The following is a 17,278-nucleotide window of genomic DNA, read 5'->3' on the forward strand; positions in this document are numbered from 1 at the left end:
AGCGTGGGGGAGTACCCCTTAATGAGGCTGTCGGGCCTTAAAATCCCCGTCTGAATTACACGAGTGAGATTTAAAACGTGTTTAAAGCTAAAAACCCTGATTTTTAAGGCGGAGGCGGTGGATTAAGCACTTCGTGTCCTGTATAGTCTTGATATGTTGTGCGTGTTCTACCCGAGCGCGCTCTAACCGCTGTCTAGTTGCAGGACGTTAAGGCGGTCTAGAGTACGGGTGGAACGGGCGGCAGCTCGGTCCTCACCCGGGTGTTCGTCATGCACGTAAGTAAAAGGCGCGATACCCAACTAAGCGCCGTATGTACATTTCGAGACAAAGGCCAATATTTTGCGCACTTATACTCCTAAGCCCGGCGAAGTCGAGCGCCAGTGGCACGTCATTGACGCCACCGACGTTGTTCTCGGCCGCCTCGCAAGCCAGACCGCTATCCTGCTGCGCGGTAAGCACAAGCCGACTTTTGCTCCCCACGTTGACACCGGTGACTTCGTGATCATCGTGAACGCTGAGAAGGTCGCCCTGACCGGTGCAAAGCTTGAGCAGAAGCGTGCGTACCGTCACTCGGGTTACCCCGGCGGTCTGAAGTCCGTGAACTACGCAGAGCTGCTTGAGACCAACCCCGTTCGTGCGGTTGAGAAGGCTGTCAAGGGCATGCTGCCCAAGAACAAGCTTGCTGCACAGCAGCTCAAGAAGCTGAAGGTCTACGCTGGCCCCGAGCACCCGCACGCGGCACAGCAGCCCAAGACCTACGAATTCAACCAGGTCGCCCAGTAATTCGGGCCTACGAAGAAACAATAGGAGAAATCGTGGCTCAGAACGAAGAGCAGATCGTAGTCGAGGAAGAGCTGACCAGCTACACCTCGGAGTCCGCTGCCCCCGCAGCGGCTAAGGCAGCACGCCCGGCCCTGACTGTTGCAGGCGCAGCAGTTGGTCGCCGCAAGGAAGCAGTGGCACGCGTTCGCGTTGTGCCCGGTTCCGGCAACTGGACCATCAACGGCCGTAGCCTGGACGACTACTTCCCCAACAAGCTGCACCAGCAGGACGTCAACCAGCCCTTCAAGCTCCTGGAGCTTGAGGGTGCATACGACGTCATCGCACGCATCAACGGTGGTGGCCCCTCCGGCCAGGCAGGTGCTCTGCGCCTGGGTATTGCTCGTGCACTGAACGAGATTGACCGCGAGAACAACCGCCCCGCACTGAAGAAGGCTGGCTACCTGACCCGTGACGCACGCGTCATTGAGCGTAAGAAGGCTGGTCTTAAGAAGGCACGCAAGGCTTCGCAGTTCTCCAAGCGTTAATCGCTGGTTTTTACGAAGCGTACGCCCCGTCTCTCTCTGGAGAGCGGGGCGTTTTGCGTACCTGGAGTGAAAATCTGCGGGCTGAATGATGACGTGTTTTGCCGCTAGCTCTTGTCCGGCTTCATCTATAAGGGCTATAGGGTGCTCCTAACTGTTACGTTTGGTACATTGTGCGCCTGCCGGTAGAGTTAAAACGTCAAAGCAGACAGGAAGAAAAGAGAACCCATGGCAGAGCTGAATCCCTCCACCGAGCCCGCAGAGCAGACTGCGTCGGCTCCCCAGGTTGAGGCTCCCCACCACACTGACGGCGCATCCGCCACTCATACCACCGCCGAAAAGAAGCACGCCATCAAGGAGGCCCTGAAGCCGCAGGCACGTCGCACTTCGGTTGTTGAGGACTATGCAGCAGAACTGGACGAGATGGCCTCGCTAACCCGTGCGCTGAATAAGAAGGACGACGAAACTTCGCAGGCATGGAAGAAGGGCTACCCCTACGACACCAAGCTCAGCCGCAAGGCATACGAGAAGGAAAAGCGAGCTCTGCAGATTGAGCTGCTGAAGCTGCAGCTCTGGGCTAAGTCTACTGGCCAGAAGATTCTGATTATCTTCGAGGGCCGCGATGCCGCCGGTAAGGGCGGCTCCATTAAGCGTTTCACTGAACACCTGAACCCGCGCGGTGCCCGCGTTGTCGCGCTGGAAAAGCCGACCGACATCGAGCAGACCCAGTGGTACTTCCAGCGTTACATCAAGCACCTGCCCTCCGGCGGTGAAATCGTTCTGATGGACCGCTCCTGGTACAACCGTGCTGGCGTTGAGCGCGTCATGGGCTACTGCACTCAGGCACAGTATTTCGAATTCATGCGCGAAGTTCCCGACCTGGAGCGTATGCTGGTGAACTCCGGTATCCGCATCATCAAGTTCTGGTTCTCCGTCACCCGCGAGGAACAGCTGGCACGCTTCACCTCCCGCCGTACCGACCCGGTGCGCCAGTGGAAGCTTTCCCCCACCGATCTGGCTTCCCTGGACAAGTGGGACGATTACACCGCGGCGAAGGAAGCAATGTTCTTCTACACCCACACCGGTGACGCCCCCTGGACCGTTATCAAGTCTAACGACAAGAAGCGTGCCCGCCTCGAAGCGATGCGTTACGTCCTGACCCAGTTCGACTACACCTCCAAGGATGAAGCAGTCGTGGGCGATTTGGATCCGCTGATTGTTCGTTCCGCATCGGATGTTTTCGAAGATGAGTCGGGAGATTCTCCCGACGGTTTCCCCGTCGTCAAGTAACCGGGGGCCGGCGTAAAGGCTGGGACTTTCCTTTTCGAAGGGTGAGCTTTTGGCCGAGCCTGAGGCATCCATTCGCACCATGCAGCATATAGAATGTCCGTTTCCGTTCCTTGTAGGTCGGGAACGGACATTCTGTTATGTAGGGGGAGAGAGAAACCTTCAATCATCAGCGGCGTGGGGGAAGCCTCTAACTTCGCGCCTACCTGAGGAATAACTATTAGCGCACTGAAAATCACTGTCGCATCTCGGAAAATTGCGGTGTATACCCGCAGAGAAACTTACGCGCATCGTAAAATAAAAGGGTGACTGAACGACTTTTTGGAACCGACGGCGTACGCGGTCTGGCAAACGATGTAATTACTCCCTCCCTGGCCCTGGAGCTCGCGCAGGCGGCCTCCATTGTGCTGGGCTTTGATACGGTGGAAGAAGGGGTACGTCCCCGAGCCGTGATTGCTAACGACTCCCGCTCATCGGCTGACTTTATTGTGTCGGCAATGAAGGCAGGCTTCGCTAGCGCAGGTGTTGACGTGCTGGACGCGGGTATTGTTCCCACTCCCGCAGCAGCGTACCTGGTGGCACACACCGGTGCTGACTTTGGCGTGATGATTTCTGCATCGCACAACCCCGCTGCAGACAACGGTATTAAGTTCCTGGCTCGTGGTGGCCAGAAGCTGGAGGACTCCGTTGAGGACGCTATCGAGCGCGTCTACCGTGAGAAGGCCTTCCGTTACCCGACTGGTGGTGCCGTGGGTGCCGTCAAGCCCTTGGAGAATGGCACCGAAGCTTACGTGAAGCACCTGGTCTCTACCCTCTCCGAGGATAAGCCTCTGGCCGGTATGAAGATTGTTCTGGACTGCGCAAATGGTGCGGCATACGCGGCTTCTCCCGCAGCCTTTGAAGCTCTGGGCGCTGAGGTGATTGCTCTGGCCGTAGATCCCAACGGCACCAACATCAACGATGGTGTGGGATCGACCCACCCCGAGAAGCTGCAGGCTGCTGTGGTTGAGCACGGTGCAAACCTCGGTATTGCCCACGATGGCGACTCAGATCGTTGCCAGGCGGTGGACGAGAAGGGCAGCCTGGTAGATGGCGACCAGATTATGGCAATCCTCGCCGTAGCAGCTAAGCGCGAAGGTAAGCTCGCCAAGGACACCCTCGTCGCAACCGTGATGAGCAGCCTGGGCTTGGAACTGTACCTGCGTGAGCACGGCATTAACCTTGAGCGTACTGCGGTGGGTGACCGTTACGTCCTCGAGTCGATGCGCGAGCACGGTTACAACCTGGGCGGTGAGCAGTCCGGCCACGTTATCATGAGCGATTACGCTACCACCGGTGACGGCGTGCTGACCGGTGTCCAGCTGGCCGCAGAGGTGGCCCATAGCGGCCAGACTCTTTCCGAGCTGGCGTCCCGTATGCAGCCCACCCCGCAGCGTCTTATCAACGTCAAGGGTGTGGACCGTGCCGCTGTCAAGACCAATGAGGCGCTTGCTTCCGCTGTGACCGAAGCTGAAGGCGTACTGGGCGAGAGCGGTCGCGTGCTGTTGCGTGCATCTGGCACCGAGCCCCTGGTCCGCGTGATGGTTGAAGCTGCAACTCAGGAGCAGGCTGATGAGGTTGCTCAGCAGCTGGCAGACGTTGTGGCTAAGGAACTGGCGCTCTGAGCCTTACATAGCTTATTGGGCCCGTGGGCTGAAACGACTTTCTGTTTCGGTCCACGGGCTTTTACCTTGCCTACTGAGATCTGAAATTGCGTGTAGCAGACACGAAAAGGCCCCCGCATCCTGATGGATACGGGGGCCTAAATTAGTGGAGGTGGTGTGGAGGCTACTTCTTAGCCAGAGCGTCGCGAATCTCCTTGAGGAGCTCGAGCTCGGTCTCTTCCTCTTCTTCCTCTTTCTCGACCTTGTTCTTTGCTGCCAGCTCGGTCAGCTTCTGGACGGGCACAACAACTGCGAAGTACACAGCAGCTGCGATCAGGATGAAGTTAACAACAGCGGTCAGGAACACGCCAACCTTGACCTGGTCAAAGACCAGGAACTCGTCGAAGTTGGGGGACTTCACCAGCATCGAGATGGCGGGCATCAGGACGGACTGGACGAGTGCGTTCACCACAGCGGTGAAGGCGGTACCCATAATCAGACCAACTGCGAGGTCGATGACGTTACCGCGGATTAGAAAATCTTTAAAACCCTTAAGCATGAGATATAGAATAGCGGCTAATCAATGTTCAAAATAACAATTTATGGGAAAATTTTCACCGTAAAGTATGTGTTTTTCTTCACATAATACGGTTGTTGAGGTTCAACTTAAGGTTTGGGGCACACTAAATGGGAAGAAGAAGTCACTCGCGGCAGTAAACGAGCCTTTAAAGAGCTCAAGAGCATCTTAGAAACAGCGAGAAAAGACCGGATGCCTCCTTGGCCCTCATCGGAAAAATGAATATTCCCATGGGGCCGAAAATAGAAAACATCCTATGAAGCATAATCGGGGGCAGCGCCGGTTCCCAAGAACTCCTCCAAGGTGTTGGCTCCGGAAGCAACGTACCGGGCGGTGAGGTCCTTCCCTAAATAGCGATAATGCCAAGGCTCAAAGAGATACCCCGTTACGGCCTGCTGGCCCTTGGGGAAACGGAGGATAAACCCGTAGTTTTGAGCGTTCTTTGCCAGCCAGCGTCCAGCCCGAGTGTCTTCGTAGCACTCCTCCAGACGGCATCCCTCGGGAGAAGAAAAATCAATGGCAAGTCCGGTCTGATGCTCCGAATAACCGGGGCGAGCCGAGAGCTGATCCGCCACCTTTTGGCCATTGACCGAGACCCAGTGCTGATAGGTCTGTTGCTGCACCGCGTAGGATCGGTATGCGCTTGAGACCGTGAGGGTGACACCCTCAGCCTTAGCCGCGTCCATCATGGTTCGTGCGGCCTGCGCTGCTTCGGCTCGCAATTGCTGACCCTCAAAATCCACCAGATCACTCGGTGCCCAATCCTTCCGGGCGAAGGGACGCATCTTATTCACCAGACACTGCAAAGACTCGGGCGATGACTCCACACTTGGACGAGCGGCCGCCGGAGAGGCAGAAGCGGCCTTCGATGCCGATGGGGAGCCGGTCGGCGTCGCGCTCGCGGTCTGGGTGGCGGGGCTTTCAGAGGGTGAGGTGAAGGGAGAAACGCTCGGCGACGAGGTAGGAGATGAGCCCGTAGAAGACGCAGAATGGCCCTTAGCACCTTGGGCGCCGCAGGCTGCCAGTAAAGCCGCACCGGCAGAACCCACTGCCGCGCTCAGAACTGCACGGCGAGTTATGACCCTGTGAAGAGACGAAGAATAGTGATGATGCGGGTGAGATTCCACGGGGGCTCCTGAAGACAATTATTCGTACGTATCGTGCTATGCGGAATGGGCTAATTCTTGCGTAGAAGCACCTGATCCACCGTGTGCTTGGGACCCTTCTGAAGAATAAGGTGGGCGCGAGCACGGGTAGGCAAGATGTTTTGTACGAGGTTTGGCTCGTTCACGCTTTTCCAAATGCCGGTTGCCACTTCTGCTGCCTGCTCATCACTAAGTTCGGCATACCGCTTGAAATAGGATTCGGGATTCGTAAAAGCGGAAGAACGTAGAGCCAGAAAACGGTCGACATACCAGCGTTCAATATCCTCGGTATGCGCATCCACATAGATGGAAAAATCAAAGAAATCGCTGAGCGTCAGATCGGAAGTTTCCGGGCCTTCTGCGTGTGAAGGCGCAAGGACGTTCAAACCCTCGAGAATGAGGACGTCCGGGGTCGTCACCTCAATGCGTTCGTCGGGGATGATGTCATAGTACAGATGCGAGTATTTCGGCGCTGTGACGCGTTCTGCACCCGCCTTCACACGCGACACAAATTCCAGTAGGGCCCGGCGGTCGTAAGACTCAGGGAAACCTTTGCGGTGCATAATGCCGCGTCGCTGTAGCTCCGCCTTGGGGTAGAGAAAACCGTCTGTCGTCACTAACTGAACGTTCGGGGTGGAAGGCCAGCGGCTCAAAAGCGCCTGGAGAATACGTGCCGTGGTTGATTTTCCGACCGCGACCGAGCCTGCTACGCCGATAATGAATGGCACCCGACGCTGCGACAGATGCAGAAAATCATTCGTCATATGGTTTAGAGAAGATGCCGCGGTGACGTAAAGGTTCAGAAGGCGTGAAATCGGCAGGTAGATACGCTGAACCTCTTCGAGATCAACCGTCTCGCCCAGGCCGCGCAGGGATTCAATCTCCTCTGCGCTGAGGGGAACGGAAATCTCATCGGCTAGGTGCGACCAGCGAGAACGATCGAGGCACATGAAACGATCATCACCGGAAAAATACGATGCAGAGCTCATTTATATAAGTGTACGAACTTTGAGCTCTTCTGGAAAATGCAGTTGCCTAAAATCCTGGGAAGAAAGCCCCAAAGGAAAAGGCGACTATAGGATAAAAGAGAATAAAAAGAAGTGCGGAAAAATAAGTCTCAACGTGATGAATAACAGATTTTCATCCTGCGCGGATGGCCTGAAGCATGAGATAAACTTATAGCATGTGTGGAATCGTAGGATATGTAGGTCTGGACACTGCTCCGGACGGTAACAAGTTTGATCACAACGCATACGATGTGGTCCTCGAAGGTCTGCGCCGTCAGGAATACCGCGGCTATGACTCTGCCGGCGTGGCACTGGTGTGCCCCGACGGTATCGAATTCCGTAAAAAGGCAGGTAAGCTCCTGAACCTCGAGAACGAGGTTAAGGAACACCCCCTGCCGGAATCCCAGATTGGTATCGGTCACACCCGTTGGGCAACCCACGGTGGACCCACCGACGTCAACGCTCACCCCCACGTTGTTGATAACGGCCGTCTTGCCGTCGTCCACAACGGTATTATCGAAAACTTTGCAGAACTGCGCGCCGAGCTGCTCGCCGAAGGCGTGGAGTTCACTTCTCAGACTGACACTGAGGTAGCTGCTGCAACTATCGCAAGCATCTACAACAAGCTCGGTACCGGTGACCTCACCGAGGCCATGCGCATTGCCTCCAACCGCCTCGAGGGTGCCTTCACCATCCTGGCTATCCACGCCGACCACCCGGACCGTGTCGTGGCAACCCGCCGCAACTCCCCGCTGGTGATTGGTCTGGGTCGTAATGAGAACTTCCTCGGTTCGGACGTCTCCGCGTTCATTGACTACACCAAGGAAGCCGTGGAGATGGGTCAGGACCAGATTGTGACCATCACCGCAACCGACTACTCGATTATCGATTTCGAAGGCAACCCCGCCGAGGGCAAGCCCTTCCACATCGAGTGGGACGCCGCCGCAGCTGAAAAGGGCGGCTACAACTCCTTCATGGAAAAGGAAATCCACGAGCAGCCCACCGCCGTTGAACAGACCCTCATGGGCCGCCTTGACGAGAACGGTAACCTGACTCTTGACGAGCTGAACATCGACGACTCGGTGTTGCGCTCGATCGACAAGATTATCGTGGTTGCCTGCGGTACCGCCGCATACGCGGGCCAGGTGGCACGCTACGCCATCGAGCACTGGTGCCGTATCCCCACCGAGGTTGAGCTCGCCCACGAGTTCCGCTACCGCGACCCGATTGTGAACGAGAAGACCCTGATTGTGGCTCTCTCGCAGTCCGGCGAAACCATGGACACCCTGATGGCTGTGCGTCACGCACGCGAACAGGGCGCAAAGGTTATTTCCATCTGCAACACCCACGGTTCGACCCTGCCCCGCGAATCCGACGCCGCGCTGTACACCCACGCCGGCCCCGAAATCGCAGTGGCTTCGACCAAGGCATTCCTGGCACAGATTACCGCCGCATACCTGCTCGGCCTATACCTGGCACAGCTGCGTGGTAATAAGTACAAGGATGAAATCGCCTCGATTCTCTCCGAGCTGCAGCAGATGCCTGAGAAGATTCAGAAGGTCATCGGCAACGATGCACCGGTCAAGGAACTGGGCGTCGAGATGAAGGATGCCTCCTCCGTTATCTTCCTCGGCCGCCACGTGGGCTTCCCCGTCGCAATGGAAGGCGCTCTCAAGCTTAAGGAGATCACCTACATCCACGCAGAGGGCTTCGCCGCAGGCGAGCTCAAGCACGGCCCGATCGCTCTGATCGACGAGGGTCAGCCCGTAATTATTGTGGTTCCCTCCGCAACCGGCCGCGACTCCCTGCACGGCAAGGTCGTCTCCAACATCCAGGAAGTGCGCGCTCGCGGCGCCTTCACCATCGTCATCGCCGAGGAAGGCGACGAAGCAGTCAAGCCCTATGCAGACCGCCTCATCACCGTCCCGGCATGCCCCTCGCTGCTGCAGCCGCTGCTGGCCACCGTGCCCCTGCAGATTTTCGCCTGTGCACTGGCTGAGGCTAAGGGCCTGGACGTTGACCAGCCGCGTAACCTCGCAAAGTCCGTGACCGTGGAGTAACCGCACGGTTCGAACGATGCTCGCTTGGGTGGTGGTTGAGTTCCCTCGGGAACCCAACCACCACCCTTTGCGTTTATCCCAACGATGAGCACAGGAAACGCGCGGAGGAACCGAGCAGGAACATCAGAAGACTTGAAACGCGTCATATTTGACGCTTAGCCGCGCAGAAGCGTGGAAGCTCGCTAGACTTAAAACAAGAGAAGCCGCAACGACCGCGGCCGTAGTACCTGCCAAGGGAAGAGGCACCTCATGATTATGGGAATCGGCGTAGATACCGTCAATATTGAGCGTTTCGAGCGGATTATTACCGAAACACCGGCCTTCGTACGCCGCATTTTCACCCCCAACGAGCGAAGCCGCAACGTGCGTTCCCAAGCCGTACGATTCGCCGCTAAGGAAGCCGTTGCCAAGGTCCTCGGAGCGCCCGCCGGACTCAACTGGCAGGACTGCGAAGTCGCCACCGCCGAAAGCGGGCAGCCCTACCTCATTATTCGCGGCACCATCGCCCGCCGCGCCCGAGAGCTCGGAATCAACCGCATCCACCTTTCGCTCACTCACGACGAGCCCATGGCTATCGCCATCGCTACCGCAGAGTATCTGAGTGACGCCGAGCTGGAGCACCTGCGGAAGTTCAACCCCGAAAGCTACCGGCTCAGCGTCATCACCGAAACCTCCGCCGACGAAGCATAGAAGAAGATTCTTTGCACCCTCGTCAATCCCAGAATCCACTCGCCGCGCCCCGCGGCACCCTGGTCCATCCGTCGCCACTAAGGAGACAGCAATGAAGCTCATCTACACCGCATCCCAGATTCGCGATGCGGAAAAGCCCTACATCGAGGCGCCCGACTACGATGGCTACCTCATGCAACGTGCCGCCGATGCGGTCGCCACCGAAGCCATCGACCTGTTGGACGGCCGACAGGGTGCTTCTGTGCTACTGCTCGTTGGCCCGGGCAACAACGGGTCCGACACCGTTTACGCGGGTGCTCGACTGAGTACTAGCGGGTACAAGGTGGACGCCGTGGTCTTTGAATCCAACGAAAAGAACCTTGAGCTCATCGCTCGCGAAGGCGGTGAAGGAACGTGCGTGCTCGACCCTGCTAAGGCCCTGGAGCATGTAAAAGATTACGACCTCATCATCGACGGTATCCTCGGAACCGGCTCGAGCGGGGCCGTTCGAGGAGAAGCAGGGGAGTTCCTACGTACCCTGTGCGCAACCCAGAAGAAGGGGCGCCTCGGCCGGGTGCTTGCCGTCGATACCCCCTCCGGCATCGACAATAACCGAGGTACCGTGCACGAACCCGTCCTGCGCGCTGACCGCACCGTCACCTTCATCGGCCGTAAGCTACCGCTCGGAACCATCCACAGTGAGTACGCCGGCGACGTAAAGCTCTACACCCTGGGCGTGCCGGAAGCCCTCAATCGCTTCAAGCCCGCTATGCGCGTCATGGAACGGCAGGACTTCCGCGATACCCTCGAGGTTCCCAACGCCCACTCCCATAAGTACACTCGCGGGGTGCTCGGTATGCTCACCGGCAGCCTCGAATACCCTGGCGCAGCTCTGATGAGTGTGCGCGCTGCGCTCAACTGCGGCGTGGGCATGGTGCGTTTTGGCACGAACTCCCATGAGCTACGCCAGCTCATGATTGCCCACAACCCCGAAGCGGTCTACTTCTCAGGAACCCCCGCCGTACAGAGGGTGACCGTATGGGCTGGTGGCTCCGGGGCCGGTCACGATTCGCTGGATAAGAACCGCCACCTGCTACACGCACCGGAGCCCGCTATTCTGGACGCCGGTGCCTGCGACCTGGCCGCTGAATACCTGGCCACCGGCAAGCGCCTCGGCCCGCACAAGATCCTGACCCCGCACGCTGGCGAGCTTGAACGGTTCCTGCGTATTGTGCATCAGGTTGCCCCCGGTGATTGGGCTACACATCTGGGGGATGCCATCGTACCCAGCCGCCGCGATATCGACGCCGAGCCCTTCCGCTGGGCGCGTGCCGCCTCCGAGCTTTCCGGTGCAACCGTCATGCTCAAAGGTGGATACACGATTATCGCGGCTCCCAACGGTGCCACCTACAGTGTGGCGGGTGGAACCCCCTGGCTGGCCACCGCCGGTAGCGGAGACACCCTCACCGGTATCTACGGCGCTCTGCTGGCCCAGACCATCGCCGTGCTTAACACCAGCGACGAGCCCGTCGAAGTGTGCACCTACTCCGCAGTAGGCGCCCTGGCCGTCTACCTGCACGGGCAGGCCGCCCGAGCCAGCGTCACCGGAAACGCTACGGGCCCCCTGGATGGGCCCGCACCCGCTACCCGCGTGGCCCAGATGCTGCCCGAGGTAATCGCGCGACTCCTCGCCGACTAGCCCTCGCAACCCAGAAGAAGCTCTCAAGAAGCCCTCCACCCAAAGAGGTTGGGCTCTCAAATCCGGTTTGAATGTGGCAGATGAGCACAAAAGGGGCGTGAACCCATTAACAATGGATTCACGCCCCTTCAACATGCTTTATTGTTCAGCGCATAATGCCGAAGTTGCCTGTGCCGGGACAACCTCTCTAGAGCGACATACACTCAGTGGAAGAAAACCCACAGCGTATCTTAGTATGCGCCTTCCTTCGCAAAGACCGCACGGACGGTACGAAGGAGAATGATGAAGTCGCCAGTCAGAGACCAGTTCTCAACGTAGTAGAGATCCAAGCGAACCGACTCCTCCCACGAGAGATCGCTACGGCCCGACACCTGCCACAGACCCGTAATACCGGGCTTCACCAGCAGACGACGGTACGCGATGTCCTCGTACTGCTCAACCTCTTCCACCAGCGGGGGACGGGGTCCCACCAGTGACATATCGCCGATGAACACATTCCACAACTGGGGTAGCTCGTCAATCGAGTACTTGCGAATGAACTTGCCGACGGGGGTGATGCGCGGGTCATCCTTCATCTTAAAGAGCACGCCATTACCTTCGTTCTGCTCCATGAGGCGCTTCTTGACCTCTTCAGCATCGGTGCGCATGGAACGGAACTTCACCATCTTGAAAAGCTCACCGTTCAGACCCACACGGCTCTGCAAGAAGAATACCGGCCCGCCATCACGCTTAACCATGAGCGCAACCACCACGAACAACGGGGACAACAGAATCAGACCCAGGCCCGAAGCAACAACGTCCACGACACGTTTGAAGAACGCCGACAGACCGGTGATACGCGGGGTCGACACGTGCACCAGCGGCAGGCCGTTCAACGGCTGCATATGCATACGGGGGCCAGCAATGTCGGTCGTAGCGGGAGCCATAATCAGCGAGATATGGGCATCCGCGAGCTTCCAACCCAGCAGACGCACCTGATCCGGGCTCAGGTGATGACCGTTCGTCACGGCGACCATGTGAATGTCGTTATCACGAATGGCATCCATAATGTCGGTCGGAGAGGTGCTGTAGCCAAGCACCGGAATCGGCGCACCGGCCACGGTAGTACCGGGAGTGAAACCAGGCAGATAGAACGCGGCGGGGGAGAGGCCGGAAGCAACCACACCCTCCAGATTCTTGTACAGGTGCTGGCCGGTCGTCACATCAGAAATAATCATGACGCGAGTCAATGCACGACCATGGATACGGGAACGCACCAGGCCCTGACGAATCATCCAACGCTCAATGAGCAGAAAGAGAAGACCCAGCGGGTAAGCAATCAACAGGTACATGCGGGTGACGTCAATCTTGAGGAAGAACGCCAGAATAATAAGCCCGCAGAAGAAATAGGTGGTGCCGCGTGTAATGAGACGGTATTCCTCAGTGCCAAGGCCCATGATGCGCAGGCTACGAGAGCCATTGAGCTGAAGGATAATCCACCAGCCGATAACCATGCCGACGCCCAGGAAAATGTAATCCAGAGCGGGCACTCGGCCGTCCAGAATATTAATGGGCCAGACGTTGACATAGGGCAGGTCTGCGTTTTCTAAGCCAAAACGAATGAGGTGGGCAGCGAGAACCGCTAGGGTGATAGACGCAAGGTCACCCAGGTAGAGGGCGCGCTGAACCTTCGGGTGCCAACTTCGCCGAACGACGAAGTCTGCGCCCCACATTTTTTTGAGACGATCTTGTACTTTCAACGGTGTAATCTTCCCCGGAAATTTGTCCTGTGCTGCGGACAGAGAGCGGCGAATAGGCACGTTTACCCCTAAATATCGGTGCAAGGAGCCGTATTCTTGTCTTTGTCTGTTGAATGAGTGAACAGTAACCGTGCTGAGTAAATGTTGGCAGGGATTACGGTAAAGGCGCTGGTGAGGCGCCTATTGGAGCGTTGTATCGAGCAAAAAGCGCAACAACGTGTTCCGTAAACTATTCTACGGGTTTATGGGTCTTCCGTCTCTAGGAACAAAGGCGATATCTGTTGCCCACAGTAATGAAATCAATCACAAAGCGCGGCAGATGTATAAGCTTTCTCGATATGAGGTCGACGCAAGGCAGACGCTACATATAACATCCGTGTTGATCTTTGTGCGGAGGAATTTTAAAGTCGCCTTACAAGCCCTCTCGTAGCACTTAAAACGTGAGAAACAGCGACGATATACGATGCCCCGAACCTCGTCAGACAGAAGCCTGCAGATCCGGGGCATCGAGCCGCACACGGTAGCCCGACCGGAGGGGCGGGACGCGATGACAGCGGCGAGAACATACTAGGGACGCTCTACTCAGGGGCGCTCAAGACCAGCACGGTCCAGGATGAAGTCAATCATCGGCTCATAACGGCGCGGCGGGACGTTATCGTCCATCGGCACGCACACCGGCAAATCACCCTGTTCGGCGGCCACAAACAGACCCGGATCGTTGCAATCGGCGATACCAATCGTCAGCAGCTTGCGAGTCGACGAAGCGTAGCCGGCCATGCCGTGATCAGAAACCACAAGATCGGGAACCACGCCGCGGGCCTGCAACTGGTCTAGGGCGATGCGCATCGGACCGGGGAAATGCGTGTGCTGCAGGTTGCCGTACTGCTCGAACATCACGACGTCCATAATCTGACGGACATCGCCGTCCAAGAAGTGCTCACCCTCCTCAATCTGAAGGACCTCAGCACCCGCGGCACGAGCCGCTGCGGCCAGCACCGCATAAATGGGGAACAGGCCCGCGGGGTGACCGGTCGCAAACAGGATGCGGGAACCTGCGCGCACCGCCTCACCAAAAATGCGGGCGTACTCCTCCAAGGCACTGATGCATTGCTCGGCCCCAATCGTGTCCTGGCCGTGCGTGCGGGAGCGGTCGGGGTTCAGGCCGGCACGGCGAACCATTACCTCAAACACGGAGTCGTAATCCCAATCGCGGGTCCACTGCACACCAAACTCAAGGTGCTCGTTGCCATCGAGGAAACCCTGAATGTGGTCCAGATTGTTTTCGCGCGGGGTCGCCACCTCACCGGTGATACGCGCGGAATTGAGGTAGGCGGCGAATTCATCGCGGCTCATGGAGAAAGACATTAAAACTCCTCACAAATGAAAGACAAAAATTACTGTGAAATATCCTGATGTACTTCAGCATAAGCTTCAAGGGTCTTACGTGCCGTCTGATCCCAACCCATCGTGCGAGCACGCGCCGCGGCATTCGCACCCAAAGAGTGACGCAGATATGGTGCACGCACCAGACGCTCAATAGCCACCGCCCAACGTTGCGGAGTACGAGGCGTCACCAGCAGGCCCGTGCGGTGGTTCTCTACCGCAAAGCGCAAGCCATCAGCATCCGTAGCGAGCACTGCGGCACCGCACGCCTGCGCCTCCAGAGCGACCAGACCAAAGGTCTCAGATGACGATGGGGACGCCACAATATCGGCAGCACGGAAAATATTCGCCAACTCAGACGCAGGAACCGGGTCCTTCAAATGCACCCGATTTCCCACGCCCAGCTCAACTGCGCGCGCCAGCAGTCGACGCTCATAATCCGAATCGGAGCGACCAATAATATCCACATCCACCTGCAAATCATCGGGGAGTAGCGCGAGCGCCTCTACCAGCAGATGTGGGCCCTTCAGCGGCTGAGGCCGGCCGGCAAAAACAATGCGGCAGCGAGTCTCCGAGGTGTCATTGAGCGGATGCACACCAGGAATTGTATGGAAGATTGACGTATCAACACCCGGCGGGATAATGGCAAGCTTCTGCGCATCCGTACCGTAGTACTCACCCATCTGCTGAGCCTCCAGGGGAGTATTCACAACCACTCGGCTCGCATAGCTACTCATGAGTTGCTCAGCGCGGTAGCGTTCCTCCGGTTCAGGTGCCTCGCCTTCGCCGCGGCGTGCATCTTTAGCGGCAGCTGTCGTATGGGGCGTAAAGAGAACAGGAGTAGGAAACCCGATGCCCTGAACAGACCAGAGCTCAGAAGCGCGAGCAGCAGCCTGGCCAGACAACCAATAATGGGCATGAATAATATCGGGGGCGTGTAACGCCTGCTCCACACAAGCTTGCGCGAACTCATCCGTAACCTTAGCCAATTCATTCTTGGAAAGGCCACGAGCTGTGGGAAGGTCAATACTGTGGCGAACAATACGCGTACCGCGCTTGGGAGGCTGACGGTAGGGCGAGTCAGCCGGAAGCGCCTCACCGCGATCCAGAGTGAAAACCTCAACCCGCAGCTCAGGATCCAGCTCCAGCATGGCATGCACCGAACGAGCAATATAGACGTTCATGCCGCCGGCATCCCCGCTACCGGGTTGCGCGAAGGGGTCGGTGTGCATCGAGTACACGTGAACCGTTCGGATTGCCTCGGGGTTACTCATCGACGCTTTCCTCTCTATAGCACAGTTCAAAGACCTACCCGCCTAGTGTATCGCGACAGGACTTTCGCACGCCGGGAGGTCTAGAATTTAGTACAGACCAGCCGCCCCTCGGCGGCCCACGAAAGATCCCCCATGAGAAAGACCTCGACGGATATGACCCACCCCTCCGAGCAGCATGTCGCACCGCTGTACTGCCCGCCCTGCACCCCCGAACACGAGGAACGCACCGCGTACATTGACCTCGACGCCATCGAACACAACGTGCGCCGCCTCAAGGAGCTGATTGGCCCCCGCGTGCTTATCGCCATCGTCAAGGCAGACGCCTACGGCCACGGCGCCTACCCGGTGGCTCGTTCCGCCCTGGCTGCCGGGGCTGACATGCTCGGCCTCGTGCACGTCAACGAGGCTCTGGAACTGCGTGCCGACGGCATCGACGCACCCCTAATCGCCTGGTTGCACACCCCCTCCACCGACTTTGACGCGGCCTTGCGTGAGGGTGTGCGCCTGGGTGTCTCCGGCTGGGACCTGGAGGCGGTTGCCGCCGCCGCCGAACGTACCGGCGAGCGCGCTATCGTACACCTGAAGGCTGACACCGGCCTGGGCCGCAACGGCGCCACGGTTGAAGAGTGGCCGGCCCTCGTAGCCCGTGCCGCCCAGCTGGAACGAGAAGGTCTGGTTCGCGTGGAGGGAATCTTTAGCCACCTGGCCGTAGCTGACGAGCCCCTCCGCTCCGAAACCGCGGAGCAGCTGAAAGTTCTGGAAGGCTTCGTTGCCCAGGCTAAGGGGGCAGGCCTGACCCCCGAGCTCGTGCACCTGGCCAACTCTCCCGCAACCCTGACCGCCGCCCTGGACGGCTGGCAGGCCGACGAGGGCCTGCTCGTCGACGGCGTGCGCTGCGGCCTGGCCCTCTACGGCCTCTCCCCGCTGCCGGGAGTCACTTCTGAGGACCTGGGTTTGAAGCCCGTCATGACTGTGGGTAGCTACATCGCCAACGTGAAGGAAGTTCCGGCAGGCCAGGGCGTTTCCTACGGCCTGCGTTACCACACCGAGAAGCCCACGACCCTGGCTCTGGTGCCCCTCGGCTACGCCGACGGCGTGCCCCGTATCGCTGAGAATGCGCCGGTGCGTATCTACCCCGGAGCACAGTCCGCGGAGGGTGGGCGCATCCCCGAGGGCCCGGAGGGTAAGACCTACCGAGTGGTGGGCCGTATTGCCATGGACCAGATGGTGGTCGACCTGGGCGAGGCGGGCCTGAGCAACCCCGAGTACGGGTACCTGGGCGCCCCGGTGGTCCTCTTCGGCGCCGGCGAGAACCCTCCTGTCGAGGAGTGGGCTGAGGCGGCACAGACCATTAACTACGAGATTGTGACTCGCATTTCGTACCGTGTGCCGCGCGTGTACGTGGGTGGTTCCTGGGTAGAGGCCGACCTGGCCGAGCTCTTGGGCACCGGGACCGCCGAAACTGTGAACGAGGAACACGAGGGCTAGATT

General features: G+C 58.4%; 14 protein-coding genes. 8 read left to right on the forward strand and 6 right to left on the reverse strand.

The annotated features are described in order from the left end of the window. Window positions 1–339 precede the first annotated feature (339 nt). From rplM to glmM, 4 genes are all read left to right on the forward strand, one after another. Complete coding sequence (gene rplM / locus JX292_RS01840; protein ID WP_005505035.1) at window positions 340–783, forward strand: 50S ribosomal protein L13; 444 nt, start codon at window positions 340–342, stop codon at window positions 781–783. Window positions 784–815: 32 nt separating this feature from the next. Next, on the forward strand, window positions 816–1,307 hold the full coding sequence (gene rpsI / locus JX292_RS01845) for a 30S ribosomal protein S9 (protein WP_070634861.1): 492 nt from the start codon (window positions 816–818) through the stop codon (window positions 1,305–1,307). 225 nt (window positions 1,308–1,532) lie between these two features. Further along, entirely contained in the window at window positions 1,533–2,594 is a 1,062-nt protein-coding gene (gene ppk2, locus JX292_RS01850; RefSeq protein ID WP_204860693.1) for a polyphosphate kinase 2, read from the forward strand. Between the two features lie 302 nt (window positions 2,595–2,896). Next, complete coding sequence (glmM, locus tag JX292_RS01855; RefSeq protein ID WP_204860696.1) at window positions 2,897–4,255, forward strand: phosphoglucosamine mutase; 1,359 nt, start codon at window positions 2,897–2,899, stop codon at window positions 4,253–4,255. Window positions 4,256–4,418: 163 nt separating this feature from the next. Here the strand turns inward: glmM and mscL are convergent, their stop codons facing one another. The 3 genes from mscL to coaA form a co-directional block, all read right to left on the reverse strand. After that, complete coding sequence (gene mscL, locus JX292_RS01860; protein ID WP_204860698.1) at window positions 4,419–4,793, reverse strand: large conductance mechanosensitive channel protein MscL; 375 nt, start codon at window positions 4,791–4,793, stop codon at window positions 4,419–4,421. 272 nt (window positions 4,794–5,065) lie between these two features. After that, window positions 5,066–5,596, reverse strand: a complete 531-nt coding sequence (locus tag JX292_RS08985; RefSeq protein ID WP_239653574.1) for a M15 family metallopeptidase — start codon at window positions 5,594–5,596, stop codon at window positions 5,066–5,068. A gap of 392 nt (window positions 5,597–5,988) precedes the next feature. Continuing rightward, a complete protein-coding gene (gene coaA, locus JX292_RS01870; RefSeq protein ID WP_204860703.1) occupies window positions 5,989–6,945 on the reverse strand; it encodes a type I pantothenate kinase in 957 nt (318 codons plus the stop codon). Window positions 6,946–7,139: 194 nt separating this feature from the next. Between coaA and glmS the strand changes: the two genes are divergently transcribed. From glmS to JX292_RS01885, 3 genes are all read left to right on the forward strand, one after another. Then, window positions 7,140–9,023, forward strand: coding sequence for a glutamine--fructose-6-phosphate transaminase (isomerizing) (gene glmS / locus JX292_RS01875; RefSeq protein WP_204860705.1), 1,884 nt, complete (start codon window positions 7,140–7,142; stop codon window positions 9,021–9,023). 249 nt (window positions 9,024–9,272) lie between these two features. Further along, window positions 9,273–9,713 carry a holo-ACP synthase gene (locus tag JX292_RS01880; RefSeq protein ID WP_204860707.1) on the forward strand — a complete coding sequence of 147 codons (441 nt, stop codon included), beginning with the start codon at window positions 9,273–9,275 and terminating at the stop codon, window positions 9,711–9,713. 91 nt (window positions 9,714–9,804) lie between these two features. Further along, window positions 9,805–11,391 (forward strand): bifunctional ADP-dependent NAD(P)H-hydrate dehydratase/NAD(P)H-hydrate epimerase, encoded by a 1,587-nt coding sequence (locus JX292_RS01885; RefSeq protein ID WP_204860710.1) that lies wholly within the window; start codon window positions 9,805–9,807, stop codon window positions 11,389–11,391. Between the two features lie 230 nt (window positions 11,392–11,621). On the opposite strand, the gene JX292_RS01890 is transcribed toward JX292_RS01885, so the two are convergent. The 3 genes from JX292_RS01890 to JX292_RS01900 form a co-directional block, all read right to left on the reverse strand. Next, window positions 11,622–13,103, reverse strand: a complete 1,482-nt coding sequence (locus tag JX292_RS01890) for a sugar transferase (RefSeq protein WP_204860949.1) — start codon at window positions 13,101–13,103, stop codon at window positions 11,622–11,624. Window positions 13,104–13,712: 609 nt separating this feature from the next. Then, window positions 13,713–14,495 (reverse strand): phosphatase, encoded by a 783-nt coding sequence (locus JX292_RS01895; RefSeq protein ID WP_204860713.1) that lies wholly within the window; start codon window positions 14,493–14,495, stop codon window positions 13,713–13,715. A gap of 29 nt (window positions 14,496–14,524) precedes the next feature. Continuing rightward, window positions 14,525–15,787: a glycosyltransferase gene (locus tag JX292_RS01900; RefSeq protein WP_204860716.1), complete on the reverse strand. Its 1,263-nt coding sequence runs from the start codon at window positions 15,785–15,787 to the stop codon at window positions 14,525–14,527. Window positions 15,788–15,940: 153 nt separating this feature from the next. Between JX292_RS01900 and alr the strand changes: the two genes are divergently transcribed. Then, entirely contained in the window at window positions 15,941–17,275 is a 1,335-nt protein-coding gene (gene alr, locus JX292_RS01905; RefSeq protein ID WP_204860950.1) for an alanine racemase, read from the forward strand. Window positions 17,276–17,278 lie beyond the last annotated feature (3 nt).

This window comes from Rothia mucilaginosa, assembly GCF_901875305.1.
Lineage (GTDB): Bacteria > Actinomycetota > Actinomycetes > Actinomycetales > Micrococcaceae > Rothia.